The sequence below is a fragment of the Streptomyces violaceus genome, assembly GCF_036014075.1.
In the GTDB taxonomy this organism is placed as follows: domain Bacteria; phylum Actinomycetota; class Actinomycetes; order Streptomycetales; family Streptomycetaceae; genus Streptomyces; species Streptomyces violaceus.
Genome location: NZ_CP107911.1, coordinates 562,499 through 582,608, shown reverse-complemented (window position 1 = coordinate 582,608; position 20,110 = coordinate 562,499). Strand labels below are relative to the sequence as shown.

The window sequence follows — 20,110 nt, the reverse complement described above, 5'->3', positions numbered from 1 at the left end:
TCCTCAGTTCGGTACGTCGGTTCCGTCCGCCGTGCTCAGTTGGCCGCGGCGGTGGCGATGCGCAGCGGCACCGGGTCAGGAGGGGCTGCCTCCTCGTTGCGGCGGGTGACCTCCGCCCACCAGGACGGGCCGTCCTCGATGTGGCGCAGCAGCACGCCCTCGCGGATCGCCCAGGGGCAGACCGTGACGGACCTGATGCCGGTCAGCTTCAGCGCGGTGTGCCCGACCACCGCGCCGGCCAGGCTCTGCGCGGCCCGCGGCGCGGAGATGCCGGGCAGGCGGGCGCGTTCGGCGGCGGGCAGGGCGGCCAGCGTCGTGATCGCCTCCCGCAGCTCCACGCGGCGCAACTCCCGGTCCACGAAGGGGCCGTGGCGTCCGGGCGCGGCGCCGCACAGCCGGCCCAGTTGCTGGAAGGTGCGGGAGGTGGCGACCGCGGTGCGCGGGCCCTCCCAGCGGATCCGCGCCGCGACGTCCCGCAGTTGATGGCGGACCCTGCGGCGCAGCGCCCGCACCCGCTCCGGCGACGGCGGGTCCTGGTCCTCGAAGAACTCGTGGGTGAGCCGCCCCGCGCCCAGCGGCAACGACGCCACGAAGTCGGGCAACCTCCCGCGCCCGAAGGCGATTTCGAGTGATCCGCCGCCGATGTCGAGCAGGGCGAGCGGTCCCGACCGCCAGCCCATCCAGCGCCGTGCCCCCAGAAACGTCAGCTCGGCCTCGACCTCACCCGGCAGGGTGCACAGGTCGACGCCCGTGCGGGCCCGGACGGTGCGCAGCACCTCGTGCCGGTTCGGCGCGTTGCGCACCACGGCGGTCGCGAACGCCAGCGGACCGGCCGCGCCCCACCGGGTGGCGGTCCTGCTCGCCTCGGCGACCGCGTCGACAAGTTGCCCGACGGCCTGCTCAGGGATGGGTCCCCCCGGTGTGACCTGTTCGGACAGCCTGAGTCGCCACTTGGCGGTGTGCACCGGCAGCGGTACACCGTCCTCCGCGTCCGAGACCACGAGTCTGACCGTGTTCGATCCCACGTCCACCACGCTGATTCGCATGCGGCGTGGGTACCCAATTACGCCCCGGAGCAACGGAGCGGCTCGCGGAGTACGGCGAAGACGCGCCATCGGACAGAGCACCTCCGAAGAATATTCCTTGACGGGCATATAACGGCTGAGGCATATTGAAGTCATGTCCGACGCCGCCCTCTGGACCGCTCTGGCCGACCCCCATCGGCGGGCCATCGTCGCGCTGCTCCTGGAGCGGCCCAGGGCCGTCGGTGAGATCGTCGAGGCGTGCGGACTGAGCCAGCCGAGCACCTCCAAACACCTGAAAGTGCTGCGGGAGGCAGGCATCGTCCGGGTACGGCAGGACGCGCAGCGCCGTGTCTACGCCCTGGACCCCGGCCCGATCGCCGCACTCGACGCCTGGCTCGCCCCGTACCGCAAGCTCTGGAACGAGAGCCTCGACGCGCTGGGCCGCCGCCTCGACGAGACGCCGGAGACCACGGAACCACCCGCACCGAAGGACTGATCCACCATGGCAGCCGAACCCACCGGCACCTATCTGACCCTGGACGACGGCCGCTCCGCCGTCCGCTTCAGCCGCACCTACGACCATCCCGTCGACCGCGTCTGGCAGTTCGTGACCGATCCGGACGAACTCGAGCGCTGGTTCCCGTCCCGCGCCGAGATCGAGCTGCGCCCCGGCGGCACGGTCAGGTTCAGCGGCGACCCGTACATGGCGGACTCCACGGGCCGGGTCATCGCCGTCGACGCGCCCCGGCACCTGTCGTTCGAGTGGGGCGGGGACGAACTGCATTTCGACCTGGAGGAGACCGAGGACAAGCGCACCCGCCTCACGCTCACCAACGTCCTCACCGCCGAGGACACCGCCGCCCGCAACGGCGCCGGCTGGGAGGTGTGCCTGACCACGCTGGACGCCAGGGCGCGCGGCGAGCAGGTCGCCGGTCCGCACGCCGGGTCCGACGCGCCCTGGCAGGAGCTCTACGCCGCCTACGTCGCGGCGGGGGTGCCCTCCGGCGCCCCGGTGCCCGGGCTGGAGTGACCCGTCACGCCATCTGGCGCCGCACCAGCTCGTGCAGCCGGCCGTTCGTGTCGGCGAGCAGCAGGTCGGGCGCGCCCTGCTGGATGACCTTGCCGTCCTCCATCACCACGACCCGGTCGGCGTCCATCACGGTGGACAGCCGGTGCGCGATGACGACCCGGCTCGCGTTGAGGGCCTTGGTGCTCTCGATGACCGTGCGCTGGGTCTCGTTGTCGAGAGCACTGGTCGCCTCGTCGAAGAAGAGGATGCGCGGCCGGCGGATCAGCGCCTGCGCGATCATCAGCCGCTGGCGCTGACCACCGGAGACGGCACCGCTGCAGGAGACAATGGTGTGCAGGCCCATCGGCATCCGCTTGATGTCCTCGGCGAGGCCCGCCATCTCGGCCGCCGCCATCGCCTCCTCCGGCGTGTACGGCTCGGTGCCGCAGATGACGTCCAGGATCGAGCCGGTGAACGGCTGCGCGTGCTGGAGCACCACACCGCACTGGCGGCGCACCGCCGACTGATCGAGGGCCCCAAGGTCCTGCCCGTCGTACAGCACACTGCCCGACAGCGGCCGGTCGAAGCCGATCAGCAGGCGCAGCAGCGTCGACTTGCCGCAGCCGCTGGGACCGACGACCGCGACGAACTCGCCCGGCTTCACCTCGAACGACACGTCGTCCAGGATCAGCGGACCGTCGTCCGAGTACCGGAAGGACACCCGGCGCGCCTCGATCGCGCCGGACAGCGGACCCGGCCGGGTGCTCGCCGTCCGCACCTCCGGTGTGGCGTCCAGCACCGGCCTGATCTCCTCGAACAACGGCAGCGCGGCCACCGCGGAGACGAACGAGCCGGTCAGCTGGGTGACGGAGGTCAGCACCATCGTCACCGAGGTGTTGAAGGTGAGGAACGCGGCCGCCGACATCGAGCCCCGGGCCGGGCCGGCCAGCAGCATGAACATCAGCAGCGTGCACAGCGGCAGATACACCGCGCCCAGCACCGTCGAGAGGTTCTTGATGCGTCCGACCTTCTGCTGGAGCTCACGGCTGCGCGCGAACTCCGACGCCCACGCGGCGTACGCGTAGTTCTCGGCGGCGGCCACCCGCAGCTTGGGCAGGCCGCGCAGGGTCTGGAACGCCTGGTTGTTCAGCTTGTTGGAGAGCACGACCAGCCGCCGCTGCCAGCGCACCTGCCACAGTCCCAGCCCCAGGAACACGGCCGCGATGACGACGAGCATGCCGATCGCGGCCATCGCCATCGGCACGCTGAACCACAGCAGCAGCCCCAGGTTCATCGCCCCGATGGTCACGGACTGGGCGACCGTCGGCCCGACCCCCGCCAGCAGCCGGCGGATCGAGCTGATGCCCATGGCCGCGCTGGCCAACTCGCCGGTGGAGCGCTCGGTGAAGAACCGCGTCGGCAGTCTCAGCAGCCGGTCCCACACGGCCGGCTGGAGCGTGGCCTCGATCCGGCCCTCGATCCGCAGGATGGTGAGGTTCTGCAACAGCATGAAGGCCGCCGCCACCACGCTGCTGAGCATCACCGCCAGGCACACCTGCACGATCAGTTCCGTCTGGGCCTTCGGCACGAACTCGCCGAGCACCTTGCCGGTGGCGACGGGCACCAGTGCGCCGATCGCCACCGTGACCAGGCCGCTCAGCAGCAGACCGGTCAGGTCGCCGCGCATGCCCTGCATACAGAACCGCAGCAGCCCCAGCGGACTGAGCCCCCGCTCGGGCAGCGGGCGGTAGAACATCACCGCACGCGGCTCGAACTCGTCGGCGTTGGCCTTCTCGATGGGCGTCTCACGGCCGGTCGACGGATGGACGGCGACATATCCGCCGCGCCGCCACAGCAACGCCACCGGCGCACCCGACAGGGCCCGGTGGCCGACCAGCGGCCCTACGTTGTCCCGCCACCAGCGGCCGTCCAGGCGCACGGCCCGGGTGCGGACGCGGGAGGCCAGGGCGACCTGCTCGACCGGGTCGAGGCGATCGCCGCCGGTGCCCTTCTGCGTGGGCTCGGTGAGTCTGATCCCGGCCGCCTGGCCGACCAGCTTGCAGGCCGCGTAGGAGGCGTCGGCATCGGCCGAGGTGGTGCGCTTCGACGACCGCTTGCCGATGGAGGCGAGCAGCGTCTGGTCGGCCTGGGCGCGTACCGCCTCACCGGCCTTGATGCCCTCGGCCGTGCGCGTCTCGTGGGTGCGCTCCAGTTGCTCGATCCAGCGGTCCAGCGTGGTCAGCAGCCGGTACTGCTGGTCGACCATGCTCTGCCACAGGCCCGGGTCCATCAGCAGGTCGGCCGCGGCCTCCGCGCCGTACAGCGAGCCGTACTGCACACTGCCCGGCGGCACCTGCATCCAGAACACGTCGTCGTCCGTGGGCGCGGCGGCCCGCTCGGTGGCCATCGGCGCCTGGAAGAGGATGGACAGGCTGCGGCCGACGCCGAGGGCGAGCGCGTACTCCAGCGGACTCGTCGTCGGAGGCACGTACTGCGGATTGCCGTACTCGTCGTACGACCACGTCGCGGTGTTGGCGGGCTGGTACAGCTCGCGCAGGCCGATCCGGTGCACCACGCAGTCCCGCAGCGGGCGGGCCACCAGGGTGTGCTGGGGGCCCGGCACCGGTCCGAGCACCAGCGAGCCCGCTTCCAGACGGCCGAGATGGTGCCAGTGGCCCTGCTGGCCGGCGTCCACCGCGAACAGGTCGACGGCACCCGCCGCGACCAGCCACAGCACCTGCGGGCCCTCCAGGTCGAGACGGTTGAACCCGGCGCAGTCGATGCGCGAGCCCATCTGCCCGAACGCGTTGAGGACGAGGTCACCCTCATGTCCCTGAACGGCCGTCATCTCACCGCTCCCTGACCAGCGTGGCGTACGCGCCGCCGCACGCCACCAGCTCCTCGTGCCGTCCCCGCTCCACGACCGTGCCGTGCTCGAGGACGACGATCTCGTCGCTGTCGCGCACGGTGCTGAGCCGGTGCGCGATCACCACGCAGGCACAGCCGCGCCGGCGCAGGTTGTCCATCACGACCAGCTCGGTCTCCGCGTCCAGGGCGCTCGTCACCTCGTCGAGCACCAGGATGCTCGGCCGGCGCACCAGCGCCCGCGCGATCTCCAGCCGCTGGCGCTGCCCGCCGGAGAAGTTGCGGCCGTCCTGCTCGACCTTGCTGTGGATGCCGCCGGGGCGGCGTGTGATCACGTCGTACAGGGCGGCGTCCCGCAGCGCGTCCTCCACCGCGTCGTCCGGGATCGACGGGTCCCACAGCGCCACGTTGTCGCGGACGGTGCCCTCGAAGAGGAACACGTCCTGGTCGACGAAGGAGACGGAGGCGGCCAGTGCCCCGCGCGGAATGTCGTCGATGCGCTGTCCGTCGATGCGGATCACGCCCTCCCACGGCGCGTACAGGCCGGAGATCAGCCTCGACACCGTGGACTTGCCGCTGCCGGAACCGCCGACCAGCGCGACCTGCCGGCCCGGGCCGACCGTCAGGTCGAAGCCGGTGAGCAGGGGCTTGTCGAGCGGGCTGTAGCCGAAGCTGATGTTCTCCAGCTCGACGTGGCCCTGGAGGCGGCGCGTCGACTCGCCGGAGTCGGGCCGGCCGTAGAGCGGGTCGGCCTTGAAGTTCTCCACGTCCTTCAGCCGGGCCACGTCGGCCGCGAAGTCCTGGATGCGGCCCGCGACGCCGTTGAGCCGGGTCAGCGGGGCGGTGAACCGGGCGACCAGGGCCTGGAAGGCGACCAGCAGGCCGACCGAGATGTGGCCCTCGACCGCCCGCATGCCGCCGATCCAGAGGATGAGCCCGCTGTTGAGGGTGGCCAGGGTCGGCGCGACCACGCCCAGCCAGGCGCTCGGCACGCCGAGCCGCTGCTGCTCCTCCAGCGTGGTGGCGTGCTGCCCGGCCCACTTGCGGAAGTAGCCGTCCTCGCCGCCGGTCGCCTTCATCGTCTCGATCAGCTGAAGACCGGTGTAGGCGGTGTTGGTGAGCCGGGCCGTGTCGGCGCGCAGCTTCGCCGTACGGGTGGCGCGCAGCCGTACGACCACCCGCATGGCCACGATGTTCAGCAGCGCCACGCCGATGCCGACGAAGGTCAGCTGCGGGTCGTAGCTGTACAGGAGCACCGCGTACAGGACGACCACGATCGCGTCCACGCCCGCCGACGCGAGGTCGCGGGACAGCGTCTCGGCGACCGCGTCGTTGGACTGCAGGCGCTGCACGAGGTCGGCCGGGCTGCGCTGGGAGAAGAACGTCACCGGCAGCCGCAGCAGATGCCGCAGGAAGCGGGCGCTGGACAGGGTGGAGGAGATGATGCGGCCGTGCAGCAGGTTGGCCTGCTGGAGCCAGGTCAGCACGACGGTGAGCAGCACGCACGCCGCCATCGACGCGAACAGCACACTGAGCAGCGAGGTCTGGTTGCCGATCAGGAACTCGTCGATGTAGGTGCGGCTGAGCGCGGGCACCGCCGCGCCGACCGCCACCAGCAGCAGGCTCGACAGCACCGCCGCGGGCATCGTGCCCGCGGTGCCGCGCAGCCGGGCGGGCATCGCGCCCAGGACGCCGGGCTTGCGGCCGCCCCGGGCGAAGTCCTCGCCGGGCTCCATGACCAGCACGACACCGGTGAAGCTGCCGTCGAAGTCCTCCATGGGGACGAAACGGCGGCCCTTGCCGGGGTCGTTGATGTAGACGCCGCGGCGGCCGAAGCGGCGGCCCATGCCGTCGTAGACGACGTAGTGGTTGAACTCCCAGAACAGGATGGCCGGCGACTTCACCTCGGCGAGGGCGGCCAGGTCCATCTGCATGCCCTTGGCCGTCAGGCCGTAACTGCGGGCCGCCTTGAGGAGGTTGCTGGCGCGCGAGCCGTCGCGGGAGACGCCGCAGGCGATGCGCAGCTCCTCCAGCGGGACGTGCTTGCCGTAGTGGCCGAGCACCATCGCCAGGGAGGCGGCGCCGCACTCCACGGCCTCCATCTGGAGCACGGTGGGCGTGCGGACGGTCTTCGCGGCGGCCTTGGGCACTTTACGCTTCGGCGGGGCCGCGCGGCGCCTGCTCCGGGGCTCCTGTGCGGTGGCGCTCATGGCAGCAGCCAGTCGACGGGACGCTGGTCGGTGAGCCGGATCGAACCCGAGGCCATCGTCATCGAGGTCAGCTTGTACGGCGGCCCGTCCGCGGACGACCACTTGTATCCGCTCTTCGTGCCGGACGACTTGTCCAGCCGGACCGTCACGGCCACGGGCCTGCCCTTCTTGGTGAACTGCTCGCCGAGCTGGCTGTCCCCGAGGAACGCGGCGATCTGCTGCGAAGACTGGGCGGCGCGGTCCACCGACTTCACATGGCCGCGCAGCACGCCGTACTCCTGGGTCGGCACCGACTGCACGGTCAGATCCACGGAGGCGTCGTCGGGAATGGAGGCGGCGTTCTCGGCGGGGACGTAGACGGTCGCGTACAACGCGTCCTTGGTGTGGGCGACCTTCTCGACGGCGGCAACGTTCGCGCCGGTCTGGATGATCTGCCCGACGGTCGCGGCGAGCCCGGAGACACGGCCCGCGTCGAGCGCGCGGACGACGACCTCGCCCTTGGCCGTACGGACCTTGAGCACGGGGGAGTTCGCGGTCACCTGCTCGCCCTGCTTCGCGAGCACCGCGGTGACCTGGCCCGCGACGGGGCTCTGGAGGAGGTAACTGCCCTGCCCGTGCGTGAGGATGGCGGGTGCGCTGACGGTGGAGGCCACCGAGCCGGTCACCGCCCACACCGAGGCGGCCGCCATCGCGACCACGGTCACCGCGAGCACGAGCCAGCCCTGCGGGCGGGCGAAACGCACCGGGAGGTCGAGTTCCTCCGGTGACTGGAGCTTGGCGAGGGCCTGTTGGCGGAACTGCAAGGAACTTCCCTCACCCGTAGAAGAGGTTCTTGTCGCCGTGAGGGAAAGGGTCACGGCACCCGAAGATCCCGGAACCGCCGGCTGCGGTTCCGGGAGTCAACGGCACAAGGCTCGATCAGAGGCCGGAGACCAGGCCGGTGACCGGGGCCGTGTTCAGGCCGGTGACACCCTCGACGGTGCCGACGGCCGTGTCGACCACGCCGGAGACCGGGGCGATGCCGTCAACCGTGTCGGTGACGGTGTTCACGGCGTTCACGGACAGGCCGCCGGAGATGGCGTCGAGCTGGGCGTCAGCGATCTCGACGGTCTCAACCTGGGGGGTGGAGTTCATGATGGAACTTCCCTTCATATGGATATCTCACAAGGGGGGAGCGGCCCCCTCTGGGGACAGATGACGGCCGCGACCGCGAGCGCCGGGCACCCGTTTCCGGAGTGCCCTTGGCGGCTCCCGCGATGCGATGGATCAAAGCACGCTGCGGGTACGTGCTTCCAATCAACCAGCCGTCTCACCAGGCAACTTGCGCCCCAACCGCACCCATCCGTGCAGGAGTGGGCACGACTCGCTGGCGAGTTCTTCACATGCGTCACGGCATCGACTCATCCGGCGCCTTGCTCCCCAGGGCGGCGAATCCGGCACTCCCGCCCCAAAGGCGTGTCGGACACCTCCCGCTTGTGGATAACCCTCCGCTTGGTGACTGGGTTGAGCATTCGGTGTGCAGATTCGCTGAAGTCGGGATTCGACTCGGTGTTCGCAACAGATCGTTTCCGGTCGGATACGGATCGTGTTGGTTCGGTGGGCTGGGACGAGGCCCGTTTTTGAAACGCCGTCATCCGGCCACGGACCTCCGCGGGCGGACGGGGCACCTCCTCTTGGTCCCGTCGCCGTGACCAGGCCGGGCGCAGACCGAGTGGTCGGTGCGCGGGCAGCGGGAGTTGGCTGAATCCGCGATGCGAAGGGATCACTTGCAAACGCGATTGAACGCCCCACGCGGCCCGTGCGTACCAACAGCCATCCAGGCGCCCCCCAAGCCGCCGGACGGCGGCACAGGCTCCGTCCCCCCAGGAGGAGAGAAGTTTGAGTCACAAGCGAATTCCGAAGCGCAAGGCCGCGATAGCGGTGGGCGGCGTGGTGGCGCTCGGCGCGGCCGCGATCCTGCTCCCCAACGCCAACGCGTCACAGGACGGTTCGTCCGACGACGCGGCCGCCGCGCCGAAGACACTGAAGGCGGGCGACGCCTCGGATCTCGCCTCGCAGCTCTCCGGGCTCCTCGGTGAGGCGTTCGGCGGCTCCTACTACGACGGCGACAGCCAGCAGCTCGTGGTCAACGTCGTACCGGGCGACAACAACAACGTGATCGTGCAGGCGAAGGCGGCCGGCGCGAAGGTCCGCGAGGTCGACAACAGCTGGTCGGAGCTGCAGAGCGGCTCGCAGACCCTGAAGTCCGACGCGACCATCGCGGGCACCTCGTGGTCGATCGACCCGCGCACGAACAAGCTGCGTGTCACCGCCGACAGCACGGTGACCGGTGCCAAGTGGGACAGACTGGAATCGACGGTCAAGAGCCTCGGTACCGGCATGGCGACCCTCACGAAGTCCGCGGGCACCTTCAAGCCGTTCGTCTCCGGCGGCGACGCCATCTTCGCGGGCGGCTCGCGCTGCTCCCTCGGCTTCAACGTCACCGCGGGCGACGGCTCGCCCGCCTTCCTGACCGCCGGCCACTGCACCCTCGGCGGCAACGAGTGGTCGGACGCGGAGGGCGGCCAGCCGATCGCCACGGTCGACCAGTCCACCTTCCCGGGCGACGGCGACTTCGCGCTCGTGAAGTACGACGACCCGGCGACCGAGGCGCCCAGCGAGGTCAACACCGGCGACCAGACCGTCCAGATCACCGAGGCCGCGGAGGCGACCGTCGGCCAGGAGGTCATCCGGATGGGCAGCACCACCGGGCTCAACGACGGCCAGGTCCTCGGACTCGACGCCACGGTGAACTACCCGGAGGGCACCGTCACCGGCCTCATCCAGACCGACGTCTGCGCCGAGCCCGGCGACAGCGGTGGCTCGCTGTTCACCCAGGACGGTCTCGCGATCGGTCTGACCTCGGGCGGCAGCGGCGACTGCACGGCCGGCGGCGAGACGTTCTTCCAGCCGGTGACCACCGCCCTGGAGGCGGTCGGCGCGACCCTCGGCGCGGGCGCCGGTGCCGGTGCCGGTGAAGAGGCCGGTGCGGGCGAGGAGGCCGGTGCTGGTGCGGGTGCTGGTGAAGAGGCCGGTGCTGGTGCGGGTGCTGGTGAAGAGGCCGGTGCTGGTGCGGGTGCTGGTGAGGAAGCCGGTGCCGGTGAAGAGGCCGGTGCTGGTGCCGGCGAGCAGGCCGGAGGCGAGGAAGCGGGAGCCGGTGCGGGTGCCGGTGCCGGTCAGGACGCCGGGCAGGGCGTCGAGGACAACTCGGGTCTGACCGAGTCCCGCTGACCTGAAAGCGTCGGAGCCGGTCCGACGATGCCGGCCCGGTTCCGCCCCCTTCCTGGCGGGACCGGGCCGGCCCACCGGCGCTTTCGACCACCGCCCGGCGGTGCACCGGGCCGGACCTCCCGCGAGAGGACCGGCCCGTCCGCATGCCGCGCGCGGCCTCCCCTAGCCGACAGCCCTGAGCAGCAACAGGGCGATGTCGTCGAGCCGTTCCTCCCCGTCCCGGTGGCGCCGCTCCTGGTGGATGAGACTGTCGGCCAGCTCGTCCAGCGGCTGGTCGCCGGCGTCGGCCAGGTGCCGGCCCAGGTCCGCGAGGGCCTCCTCGAAGTCAGTGCCGGGGGACTCGACCAGGCCGTCGGTGTAGAGGACGAGCAGCGAGCCGGGGGCGAGGGCGACCTCCGTCGTCGGGTACACCGCCGAGGCGTCGATGCCCAGCAGCGGGCCCCCGGCCAGGTCCAGGACGCGCACCCGCCCGTCCGGCCGCCTCAGCAGCGGCGGCGGATGACCCGCCCGGGACATCACGGCCCGGCCGTGCGCCGGGTCGAGCCGCAGGTACAGGCAGCTGGCGAACAGCTCGGCCCCCAGGTCGAGCAGCAGCCGGTTGGTGCTGCGCATGACCTCCTCCGGCGCCTGGCCCACGGTCGTGTACGCGCGCACCGCGGTGCGGACCTGCCCCATCAGCCCGGCCGCCGTGACGTTGTGCCCCTGCACGTCCCCGATCACCGCGGCCGCCATCCCCTGGGTGCGCACCAGGTCGTAGAAGTCGCCGCCGATGTCCATGCCCTGAGTGGCCGGCACATAGCGGCCGGCCGCCTCGATCCCCGGCAGCGACGGCAGCGAGTGCGGCAGCAGTGCCTCCTGGAGGCCGTGCGCGAGCCGGTGCTTGGCGTCGTAGAGCAGCGCCCGCTCCAGCGCCTGGGCGATCAGCCCGGCCAGGCTGGTCATCACCGCCCGCTCCTCCGTCGGGAAGTGGTGCGGCTCGGTGTAGGAGAGCACGCACGTCCCCACCGGCCGTCCCTGGGCGATCAACGGCAGATAGGCCCAGGCAGCGAACCCGTCGGGGGTGGCGAGCCGCGCCGGGTAGAGGCGCTCCAGCTGTTCCTGCGACTCGAAGAACGCGGGCACGCCCGTGCGCAGCACCTGCGTGCCGGGCATCGGCTCGGTCAGCGGCATCCCGTCGAACCGTTCCACCACGTGCGCGTCCCGGTACCCGCGATGCCCGAGCACGCGCAGCCGGTTCGCCCGCGAGCCCAGCACGACCAGGGCCTGGCTGCCCACGGCCGGGGCGATCTCGTCCGCCACCAGCTGCACCACGTCCTGTACCCCCACCGCCTCGGTGAGGGCGCTGGCCAGGTCCAGCACCTGCGACATGGTCACCAGCCGGGACGGCTTGCCGTCGGACGGCGGTGCCGCCCGGTTCATCTCCGACACGGCCCTCGACCTGGTGATCCGGACACTGAGGCCCGTGGTGCTCGGATACAGTCGGAACGACAGCCACTCGCCGGGCGGCCGCAGCGCCACGAACGAGGTGATGTGCTGGCTCAGCAGCGCGGCCCGGTAACGGTCCTCGTACACCGGGTCGTTGAGCCACGGCACCGATGCCCACAGCTGGGTGCCGAGCAGCCGGCTGACCGGGACGTTCAGCAGCTCGGCCGCCGCCGCGTTGACGAAGCCGATCCGCCCGTGCAGATCCAGCGAGACCAGCCCGTACGGCAGCCGGCTCACCATCCGGGCCGCCTCGACCGTGCCGAGCGTGCCGGCGATCCCGCTCACCAGGGGCGAGGCCAGCATGTCGGTCTCGGGGTGCGGCGGGATGCTGAGCTCGGCCGCCCGCTCGAGCCGGACCGCGAGCCGGCCGCAGGCGGCGGTCAGATGCTCGCGCTCATGGTCGGACAGGTCTGGCGGATGCGCGCCGGGCCAGGTCACGAAGACCGCGCCGTAGACCGTGGACGCGGTGGCCACCGGCACCGCGGCCAGGGCGAACGGATAGGGCAGCACCACGGCGATGCGCGGATAGTGGCGGGCCATCTCCTCCTCGCCGCCGACCCAGACCAGCCGCCGCTCGCGCGCCGCGTCCGCGACCGGGATCGGCGCGCTCAGCCCCACCCGTTCCCAGGGCGCCGCGAACGCGCGGGGCAGCCCGGCCATCACCGCCATCTCCAGCACCGGCTGATCCGGTGCCATCAGGTACACCGCGCCGGAGTGGGCATGCACCTCGTCCATCATCGAGGCCAGCGCCAGGGACAACAGCGGACGGCCGACCGGCGTCCTGGCGGATGCCGGCGCCTGCGCGGACGACTGCGCGTCGGACACGCCGACCACCTCCTCGCACGGCCGCGCGACCGGGCTCAGGAACGAATCTCCCGGGCTCAGGAACAAATCTCCACCCTGGCGGCCCGTCGCGCACGACGAGCGGCGCCGGGACGGTCTCACGGTTACCGTCGGTTACAGCCTTCCGGCTCCGTCGAGGGAACGCGCGTACCCCGACCGCCGTGTCCCATGCCGCCGAAGTCGAAGCGCGGCCGGGCGTACGGGCTCCGCACGTGCGCCCCCACGCACCTTGATGGCTGGATCTTCGCGCCCACGCAGGGTCACCGTCACGAACAATGGGGCAGACGCTCAACACGACGAGGGGGGCGTACGGCGAGCCGAGGGGGTGGCAGTGATCCGGGTGCTGTTGGTGCATGACGAGTGTCTGGTGCGATCGGTCCTGGCGGAGTGGCTGCGGGGGGAGCCTGATCTGGCGGTGCACGACACGCCCTGGCGCGGCGCCCCGGCCCTGGTGCGGTCCGTGCGCCCGGACGTCTGTGCGGCGGACCTGGAGTGTGCGGACTCCTACGGCATCCCTCCGCTGGGCGAGCTGTGCCGGCCGGGCCCGGACCGGGCCCGCCCGCGATTACTCGTCCTCTCCACCGCGAACAGACCCGGACTGCTGAAACGGGCGGTCGAGGCGGGGGCGCTCGGCTACGTCGACAAGGAGAGCTCGCCGCAGAACCTGCTGCGCGGAATCCGCCGCGTCGCTCAGGGGGAACGTTTCGTCAACGACTCGCTGGGCTTCGGTTTCCTCAGGGCGGCCGAGATGCCGCTGACCCGCAGAGAGCTGAGCGTGTTAACCCTCGCGGCCGAGGGAGCCTCCATCGCGGAGATCGCCGGGAGCCTGCATTTGTCCCACGGGACCGTGCGCAACTACATGGCGGCCATCACCCGCAAGACCGGGGCCCGCAACCGCATCGACGCCATCCGCATCTCGCAGGGACAGGGCTGGCTCTGACCGCCGCCGGGACGGGCCGGGCGCCCAGCTGCCGACGAGGTCCCGGTAGAGCGCCGAGGTCCGCAGCAGCTCCTCGTGCTCGCCGTACGCCGTGTTCCTGCCGTCCATGACCAGCACCCGGCCGGCGCGGCGGGCCGAGCTGATGCGGTGGGCGACGACCACCAGGGTCCCGCCCGGCCGCGCGGCGAAGGCCCGCTCCGCGCGCTCCTCCGTCTCCGGATCCAGGTGACAGGTCGCCTCGTCGAGCAGGGCGAGCGGTGCGTACGACAGATAGGCCCTGGTCAGTGCCACCAGCTGCCGTTCACCGGCTGACAGGGCCGCCGGGTCGACCCGCGCGCCGAGACCGCCGAGCCGCTCGGCCAACGGGGCGAGGCCGACCGCCTCCGCCGCGGCCAGCAGTTCCTCCTCGGGCACCGCGTCCGGCCGCAGGTACGCGAGGTTCTCGGCCAGGGTGGCGTCGAAGACGTACGCCTCCTGCGGGATGAGCACGCGTGCGGCGGCCGCCTCCGGTCCGGGCACGTTGTGCCCGCCCACCGTGATCGTCCCCTGGTCCGGTGTGAGGAGCCCGGCGACCAGGGCGGTGAGCGTGGACTTGCCGGCGCCGCTGGGGCCGACGACGGCCAGGTGTGAGCCGGCCGGGAGGGTGAGGTCGAGGTCCTGGACCACGGGGGTACTGGCGGGGCCGTAGGCGAAGGTGGCGGAGGTGAGGGAGAAGGCCGGGGGAGTGCCTTCGGTGGGTTCCGGCGCGGGGAGCCCGGGGCCAGGCTGCCTCGTGGGCATGCCGGTGTCCGCCCGGGCCAGCCTGCGCAGCACCACCGTCAGACGGGAGCCGCTGGTGCCCAGGCCGTGGACCAGATTGCGCAGGGCGGGCAGCAGGGACTGGGTGACGTAGGCGAGGGCACCGACCAGGGCGCCCGTGGTGACGCCGCGGGCCAGCAGCCACGGGGCGGCGGCCAGCAGCAGCACGATCGGCAGCTGGCCGCCGATCGCCAGGGACGCCACGCGCAGCACACCCCAGTGGGCCAGGGCACGCGCCGCGCGCAGTTCCGCCTCGACCCGTTCGCCGGTCCCGGCGGCGATGTGCGCCTCCGCGCCGGTCGCCGTGATGTCCCGCAGGCCAGGGCAGACGGCGCCCAGCTCACCGGCCAGCGCCTCGTCGGCGACGAGGAACGTCTCCTGCCGCCGGGCGAGCGGCCGCAGTGTCGCCGCGAACAGTGCCACTCCGGCGGCGAGGGGCGGCCCGACGACGAGCAGCAGCGGCGGGGCGAGGGCGAACAGGCCGGCCAGGGCACCGGCGGCGGTGAACACGAAGGAGCGGGAGACCATCACCAGTCCGGCGAAGGTGTCCCGGGCGATTTCCACCTGCTGCGTGAGCCCCGACAACGACCCCTTGTCACCGGTCCGCACCCCGCGGGAGACGACCCGCTCCACGAGCCGGTCCCGGAGGGGTTCGACCAGCGCGGCGACGGCGGCGTACACCCGCGCGGTCCCCCACGCGCCGACGAGCACACCGAGCCCGGTCACCGCCAGCCAGATCAGCCCGACATCCGCCCGCCCGCGCAGGAACCCCTCGTCAAGGGCGCGGGCGGGACCGTAGCCGATGAGGAAGGTCTGCCCGGTCTCGAGCACGGACCAGGCGGCCAGGCGGAGCAGGACCCGCCGGCGGGCCAGCAGGAAGCGCAGGCCCCGGGCGGGGAGGCCGGCGTCGGAGGGCGCTCCGTCCTGCCCGGGGGCCTCTTGCCCACGCCGGCCGTCCGCGCGGATCCGGTTCGTCATGCCGGCACACCCCCCTCCGCACTCGCACCCGTACTCGCCGAAGCCGCCCCCTCCCCGAACGCCGCCCGGTACGCCGCAAGCCGCCACAGCTCCTCGTGCCGTCCCACCGCCCGCACCCGACCGTCGTCCAGCCAGGCCACCGCGTCGGCGCACGCCGCCGTCGCGCTGCGGTGGGCGACCAGCAGCCGGGTGCCGCCCGGGCCGTCGCCGAGGAGGGCGTCGGTGATGTGGCGTTCCGTCACCGTGTCGAGGCTGGAGAGGGCGTCGTCGAGGATCAGCAGCCGACCACCGTGGGCGAACGCCCGGGCGAGGCCGAGCCGTTGGGACTCGCCGCCGGAGCGCGGTGCGTCGGCCACGGCCGTGTCGTATCCGTCGGGGAGACGGCGGACGAAGTCGTCGGCGAGTGCCGTGCGGGCCGCCTCACGGACGCGGGCGGGGGAGGGGGCAGGCAGGCCGAGGCCGATCGCCTGCTCGACCGTGCCGCCCAGGAGAGCCGGGCGGGCGAAGGCGTAGCCGACGGCGCGGCGCAGGTCGGCGTGCGGCAGGTCGCGCAGCGGCACCCCGTCGAGGAGCACCTCGCCCGCGTCCGGGTCGGCCAGCCGCCCGGCGAGCGCGGCCAGCAGCGACTTGCCCGCGCCGGACGGGCCGACCACGGCCAGTGTCGTGCCGCCCGGCACGACGAGGTCCACTCCGTCGAGCACGGTGCGTCCGCCGCGCCGGGCCGTCACGCCGCGCAGCTCCAGCCGGCCGGGCCCGTCGGGAAGCCTGCGCACGCCGAACCCGGTCGCGGGCTCGGCCCGGACCTCCCCGAGACGCCGGGCCGCCGCCCGGGCCCGGGCCAGGCCCGCGAGCCGGCCGACCAGGACGCCGACGCCCGTCGCGAGCACCGCGTACCGCGAGGCCGCGAGGACGTCCCCCACCGACAGCCGGTCCCGGGTGAGCAGCACACCGGCCACGGCGACGACCCCGAGGTGCAGCAGCGGCGCCACGGCGACCGCCTGCGCGGCGGCCCGCCCCTGCACCTGCCACATGCGGTGTCCGGCCCGGGACAGATCGGGCAGCGGGCGCAGGACGCGGGCGGTCTCCTTGTCCTCCGTACCCGCCGCCCGGACGGTACGGACGCCCTCGACGGCCTCCGCCAGCGCGGCCGCGATCCGGCCCTGGGCCTGCTGATACCGGGCCGCGCTCTGCGAGGTGCCACGGGAGACGGCACGCAGCAGAAGAGTCAGGACGGGAGCTCCGGCGAGGAAGACGGCCGCGAGCCGCCAGTCGATCAGGCCGAGTGCGACGACGCCGCCGACGGGGCCGGCGAGCGCGGCCAGCAGCGCCGCACGGGCCGCGGGCGTGGTTCCCGCCTCGGCCGCGTTGCCGACCAGGCGCGCGACCAGGTCACCGGAGCCGAATCGGTCTGCGGCCCGCGGGCCGACGCCCAGGACGTGCCCGGTCAGCCGGCGGCGCAGCCACGCCGTGCTGCGGGCGTCGACGGTGCCGGTGAGGACGGTCTGCGCCGCGTCGAGCAGGGCGAGCAGCAGCACGAGGCCGGCGCAGTAGAGCACCCAGCGGGTCGCCGGAGCCTGCGCCAGCAGAAGATCGAGGGCCCGGCCGAGCGCGGCCGGCAGCAGCAGACCGGCGCCGGTCGCGGCGGTGCTCACCAGGCACAGGGCCACGCATCGGGTCCAGCTGTACCGGGTGGCCGTACGCAGCAGTGTGCGGGCGTGTCCGGTCGCCGGGTCCTCGTCACCACGCGTGCTCATAGGGGCCTTTCGTGGGACGGGAGGGACCCCGGGCGGCCCCGTCCCCGAAGGGAGAAGGCCGCCCGGTGCCGTACCGCGGACGCGGTCAGAGACAGAGCAGGACGCTCGCCGCGCTGATGCAGGAGAGCAGGCTCACCGTGCTGTTGCCGCCGCCGTCGGTCCGCTCCTCGGACTCGATCGTCTGCAGGTCGAGAAGTGCCATGGTGTGTCCTTCCGTTGGGTGTCCGTCCGTGGTCATCCGTGGGGACGGGGTGGTGTCACGACTCCGCGGGATCGCGGAACCGCGTCAGTGGGGCCGCCGGTTCGGCGGCGGGAGGAACGGCAGATGGGCGTCGGTCGCCGGGTCGAGGGCCGCGCCGAGCGCCAGCAGGCACCCTGCCGTTCCGGTGGCGAGATCCATGGACAGCCGCATCATCTGGTGGCCGGGGAAGGCCAGTTGGCCCTGGTACGCCATCGCGAACCAGCCGAGCCCGGCGATCTGTCCGGCCAGCCGGTCCGCGGTCGCGCCCGGCGTGGTCGTGCGGCTGAGGTGCAGGATCATTCCGGCGCGGCCCTGGAAGAGCCCGGGCTGCGCGTAGAAGCGTGAGGTGGCGGCGGTGACGACGCCGGAGCGGGCCGCCTCGAACTCCCCGGCGAGGCCGGGGGAGTGGGTCACGAGGTCGTCGAGGACCATGCCGAGGCCCGCGCTGCCGTCGCCGAGGTAGGGCAGGGTCCGCCAGCCCTCGTCGACCTCCAGTGACCCGTTCTCGCGGGTCGCGCAGGACTCCAGGTCCCGGCGCAGTGCCACGGCCGCGGCTTCCAGCCATACGGCCCGGCCGGTCCACTCGTACTGCCGCAGCAGGAACAGCGCCGGCCCGGTCGCGCCCCGCAGCAGTCCGGCGCGCCGCCGGGGCGTGGCCGGGAGCGGCTCGGCGAGCCGTTGCACGAGGATCCGCGCGGCCTCGTCGGCCCGGTCGCGCAGCTCCGTCTCGCCCGTCGTCTCGACCAGCCGGCCCAGGACGAGCCCCAGTCCGGCCAGTCCGCCGTGCAGGTCGGAGGAGAGGTTCTGCCACCGCTCGGCGAGGATGCCCTCGACCAGGTCCAGCGCCCGCTGCCGGTGCCCGAGCCGGTCCAGGACCAGGGCGACGCCCGCGAGCCCGTCGTACAGGCCGAGCGGCGTACCGACCGGGGCCGGTGCCGTCCGGGTGAGCAGCCAGCGCTCGCCCTCCTCGTAGCGCTCGGCACCGGTCGCGTCCAGCGCGTACAGCACCCCGGCGGCGCCGTGGGCGAGCCCGAGCCCGCCGCCGTCGGAGAACTGGGCGACATCGCCGGGGAAGAGCCGGTCGTCGCGCTCCGGGGTGGCCGAGGCGAGGATCGCCTTGACCATCGAGTCGCGGCTGTACGGCCAGTCACCGGGATTCACCGGTGCGGAGGGAGCGGCTGGCGTACGGCCGGACACCTCCCGCGTGATCTCCGTGACCGCCTCGTCGAGGAACTCCCGCGGCACGTCAGGGAACTGCTCCGAGATCACCTCGGCCAGATGCGCCGCCTTGCCGCGGTCGACCACGAACAGTGTCGTCACGGGCAGGAACAGGGCAAGGCGCAGACAGGCCAGCGCATAGCGGTCGACATCGGCGCCCCGGCGGTCCGGCGGCGCGAAGAAGCCCGGGTGGGCGACGACCTGGCGGCCGTTCTCCTCGGCCGGTGCCGCTGCCTCGAAGTCGAGGAGGAAGACCGACTCCTCGTCCGGCGCGACCATGATGTTGAAGACGTGCAGGTCGTTGAAGACGATGCCGCGGGCGTGCACCGCCGCCACGGCCTCCTCCACCTCGCGGTGGATGCGCAGCGCCCACGCCGTGTAGGCGGCGACGGCCCCCGTGTCGGGATCCTGGGCCAGCAGCGGATGCCGCTCGGCGAAGAAAGAGTTGAGCGGACGGCCTTCCAGGAAGTCCATCACCAGGAAACGGTGGCCGCCGAGCTCGAACCAGTCGCGCACCTCCGGGACCACGCCCGTGCCCGCGACCTGCTCCAGCGCCCGCTTCTCCCGCTCGAGCCGGGCGACCGCGTCGGCCCCGTCCGAGGCGAGTCCCGCGTGCGGCCGGCCCTCCTTGAGGACGACCTTGCGACCGTCGCGGGTGTCGGTGCCCGCGTACACGCCGCCGCCGTTGGAGAAGTGCAGCGCCTTCTCGATGCGGTAGGGCAGCTCGCCCGTCGTCGTGTTGTTCCGCGCGTCGAGATGCGGCTGGAGGAACGCCGGCAGCGTCACCCACTCCGGCACCTGGAAGGACGGCGTCCGCCGGTCCGGCACCAGCTCCCCCGCGCCGTCGCGCACCGCCGGCACCAGCGAGCCTCGCTCGTCCACGACGAACGAGCGCGCGAAGGCGCCGTAGCGGACGTACAGCGGACCCTCGCCCCAGCGCAGGTCGGTGAGGATGTACGGGCCTTCGAACCCCTCCAGCAGCGCGCCCAGCTCGCGCAGCACCTCGTGCAGCTGCTCCTCGTCGGCCGGATAGACGGTGACGAACTTGCCGCTGCCGTCGCGGGGCGCGTACTTGGTGTTGCGCAGGTGCAGCAGATGCGGGCCGGGCACGAATTTGAAGGGGACGCGCCGCTCGACGCAGTAGTCCCAGACGATCCCGGCGATCTTCTCCGCGTTCGCCCGGGTCGCCGAGGCGTGGATCTTCCAGCCCTGCGCGGGACCCTGCGGCGGCTCGCCGTCCGGGCCGGGCGGCGTCATCGTCAGCCAGTCCCCGATCCGTGCCGTCTCCCAGCCCTCGGGCACGGGCCGGCGGGCCGTCTCATAGAGGTGCGCGGCCGCCCCCTGCGAGGCCTCCTGCCCGTCTCGCGCCAGCCGGTCCGGTGTCTCGTAGAAGTGCCGGTCGGCCAGCGCGTACACCTCGTACCGCTTGTCCATGCGTCCCCCTCCGTGATCGGCACCGAGCCTTCCAGCCACG

At 72.7% G+C, this 20,110-nt stretch carries 13 protein-coding genes and 1 pseudogene; 4 read left to right on the top strand and 10 right to left on the bottom strand.

All coding sequences use genetic code 11. From position 1 onward, the window contains the following. Positions 1 to 35: 35 nt before the first annotated feature. A complete protein-coding gene (locus OG542_RS02640) occupies positions 36 to 1,046 on the bottom strand; it encodes a Ppx/GppA family phosphatase (protein ID WP_328407806.1) in 1,011 nt (336 codons plus the stop codon). A 133-nt stretch (positions 1,047 to 1,179) separates the two neighbouring features. Here OG542_RS02640 and OG542_RS02635 point away from each other — a divergent pair, with 133 nt between their 5' ends. Further along, positions 1,180 to 1,521 carry an ArsR/SmtB family transcription factor gene (locus OG542_RS02635; protein WP_328407804.1) on the top strand — a complete coding sequence of 114 codons (342 nt, stop codon included), beginning with the start codon at positions 1,180 to 1,182 and terminating at the stop codon, positions 1,519 to 1,521. A 6-nt stretch (positions 1,522 to 1,527) separates the two neighbouring features. Further along, the gene (locus OG542_RS02630) at positions 1,528 to 2,055 is read left to right on the top strand and encodes an SRPBCC family protein (RefSeq protein ID WP_311129321.1); all 528 of its coding nucleotides are present in this window, start codon (positions 1,528 to 1,530) and stop codon (positions 2,053 to 2,055) included. A 4-nt stretch (positions 2,056 to 2,059) separates the two neighbouring features. Here the strand turns inward: OG542_RS02630 and OG542_RS02625 are convergent, their stop codons facing one another. From OG542_RS02625 to OG542_RS02610, 4 genes are all read right to left on the bottom strand, one after another. Further along, the gene (locus tag OG542_RS02625) at positions 2,060 to 4,882 is read right to left on the bottom strand and encodes an NHLP bacteriocin export ABC transporter permease/ATPase subunit (protein WP_328407802.1); all 2,823 of its coding nucleotides are present in this window, start codon (positions 4,880 to 4,882) and stop codon (positions 2,060 to 2,062) included. A 1-nt stretch (position 4,883) separates the two neighbouring features. Then, complete coding sequence (locus OG542_RS02620; protein ID WP_328407800.1) at positions 4,884 to 7,109, bottom strand: NHLP family bacteriocin export ABC transporter peptidase/permease/ATPase subunit; 2,226 nt, start codon at positions 7,107 to 7,109, stop codon at positions 4,884 to 4,886. Continuing rightward, positions 7,106 to 7,912, bottom strand: a complete 807-nt coding sequence (locus OG542_RS02615) for an HlyD family efflux transporter periplasmic adaptor subunit (RefSeq protein ID WP_328407798.1) — start codon at positions 7,910 to 7,912, stop codon at positions 7,106 to 7,108. The genes OG542_RS02620 and OG542_RS02615 overlap by 4 nt, the downstream gene beginning before the upstream one ends. Before the next feature lie 115 nt (positions 7,913 to 8,027). Then, a complete protein-coding gene (locus tag OG542_RS02610) occupies positions 8,028 to 8,243 on the bottom strand; it encodes a type A2 lantipeptide (protein WP_184587045.1) in 216 nt (71 codons plus the stop codon). 744 nt (positions 8,244 to 8,987) lie between these two features. On the opposite strand from OG542_RS02610, the gene OG542_RS02605 reads away from it, so the two are divergent. Beyond that, entirely contained in the window at positions 8,988 to 10,379 is a 1,392-nt protein-coding gene (locus tag OG542_RS02605; RefSeq protein ID WP_328407796.1) for a S1 family peptidase, read from the top strand. 162 nt (positions 10,380 to 10,541) lie between these two features. Here the strand turns inward: OG542_RS02605 and OG542_RS02600 are convergent, their stop codons facing one another. Further along, positions 10,542 to 12,698 carry a PP2C family protein-serine/threonine phosphatase gene (locus tag OG542_RS02600; RefSeq protein ID WP_328407794.1) on the bottom strand — a complete coding sequence of 719 codons (2,157 nt, stop codon included), beginning with the start codon at positions 12,696 to 12,698 and terminating at the stop codon, positions 10,542 to 10,544. A 241-nt stretch (positions 12,699 to 12,939) separates the two neighbouring features. On the opposite strand from OG542_RS02600, the pseudogene OG542_RS02595 reads away from it, so the two are divergent. Beyond that, positions 12,940 to 13,563: pseudogene (locus tag OG542_RS02595) on the top strand (LuxR C-terminal-related transcriptional regulator); the annotation flags it as partial. On the opposite strand, the gene OG542_RS02590 reads toward OG542_RS02595, so the two are convergent. The 4 genes from OG542_RS02590 to lanKC form a co-directional block, all read right to left on the bottom strand. Next, entirely contained in the window at positions 13,486 to 15,423 is a 1,938-nt protein-coding gene (locus OG542_RS02590; RefSeq protein ID WP_328407792.1) for an ATP-binding cassette domain-containing protein, read from the bottom strand. The pseudogene OG542_RS02595 and the gene OG542_RS02590 overlap by 78 nt on opposite strands. Next, a complete protein-coding gene (locus OG542_RS02585) occupies positions 15,420 to 17,177 on the bottom strand; it encodes an ABC transporter ATP-binding protein (protein ID WP_328407790.1) in 1,758 nt (585 codons plus the stop codon). Before OG542_RS02585 ends, OG542_RS02590 begins: the two co-directional genes overlap by 4 nt. A gap of 85 nt (positions 17,178 to 17,262) precedes the next feature. After that, positions 17,263 to 17,379 carry a SapB/AmfS family lanthipeptide gene (locus tag OG542_RS02580; protein ID WP_184587041.1) on the bottom strand — a complete coding sequence of 39 codons (117 nt, stop codon included), beginning with the start codon at positions 17,377 to 17,379 and terminating at the stop codon, positions 17,263 to 17,265. Positions 17,380 to 17,463: 84 nt separating this feature from the next. After that, entirely contained in the window at positions 17,464 to 20,070 is a 2,607-nt protein-coding gene (gene lanKC, locus OG542_RS02575; RefSeq protein ID WP_328407788.1) for a class III lanthionine synthetase LanKC, read from the bottom strand. Positions 20,071 to 20,110 lie beyond the last annotated feature (40 nt).

Coding starts and splice junctions, on each gene's coding strand:
- OG542_RS02640 (WP_328407806.1), bottom strand. CDS start 1,046: ATGCGAATCAGCGTGGTGGACGTGGGATCGAACACGGTCAGACTCGTG.
- OG542_RS02635 (WP_328407804.1), top strand. CDS start 1,180: ATGTCCGACGCCGCCCTCTGGACCGCTCTGGCCGACCCCCATCGGCGG.
- OG542_RS02630 (WP_311129321.1), top strand. CDS start 1,528: ATGGCAGCCGAACCCACCGGCACCTATCTGACCCTGGACGACGGCCGC.
- OG542_RS02625 (WP_328407802.1), bottom strand. CDS start 4,882: ATGACGGCCGTTCAGGGACATGAGGGTGACCTCGTCCTCAACGCGTTC.
- OG542_RS02620 (WP_328407800.1), bottom strand. CDS start 7,109: ATGAGCGCCACCGCACAGGAGCCCCGGAGCAGGCGCCGCGCGGCCCCG.
- OG542_RS02610 (WP_184587045.1), bottom strand. CDS start 8,243: ATGAACTCCACCCCCCAGGTTGAGACCGTCGAGATCGCTGACGCCCAG.
- OG542_RS02590 (WP_328407792.1), bottom strand. CDS start 15,423: ATGACGAACCGGATCCGCGCGGACGGCCGGCGTGGGCAAGAGGCCCCC.
- OG542_RS02585 (WP_328407790.1), bottom strand. CDS start 17,177: ATGAGCACGCGTGGTGACGAGGACCCGGCGACCGGACACGCCCGCACA.
- OG542_RS02580 (WP_184587041.1), bottom strand. CDS start 17,379: ATGGCACTTCTCGACCTGCAGACGATCGAGTCCGAGGAGCGGACCGAC.
- lanKC (WP_328407788.1), bottom strand. CDS start 20,070: ATGGACAAGCGGTACGAGGTGTACGCGCTGGCCGACCGGCACTTCTAC.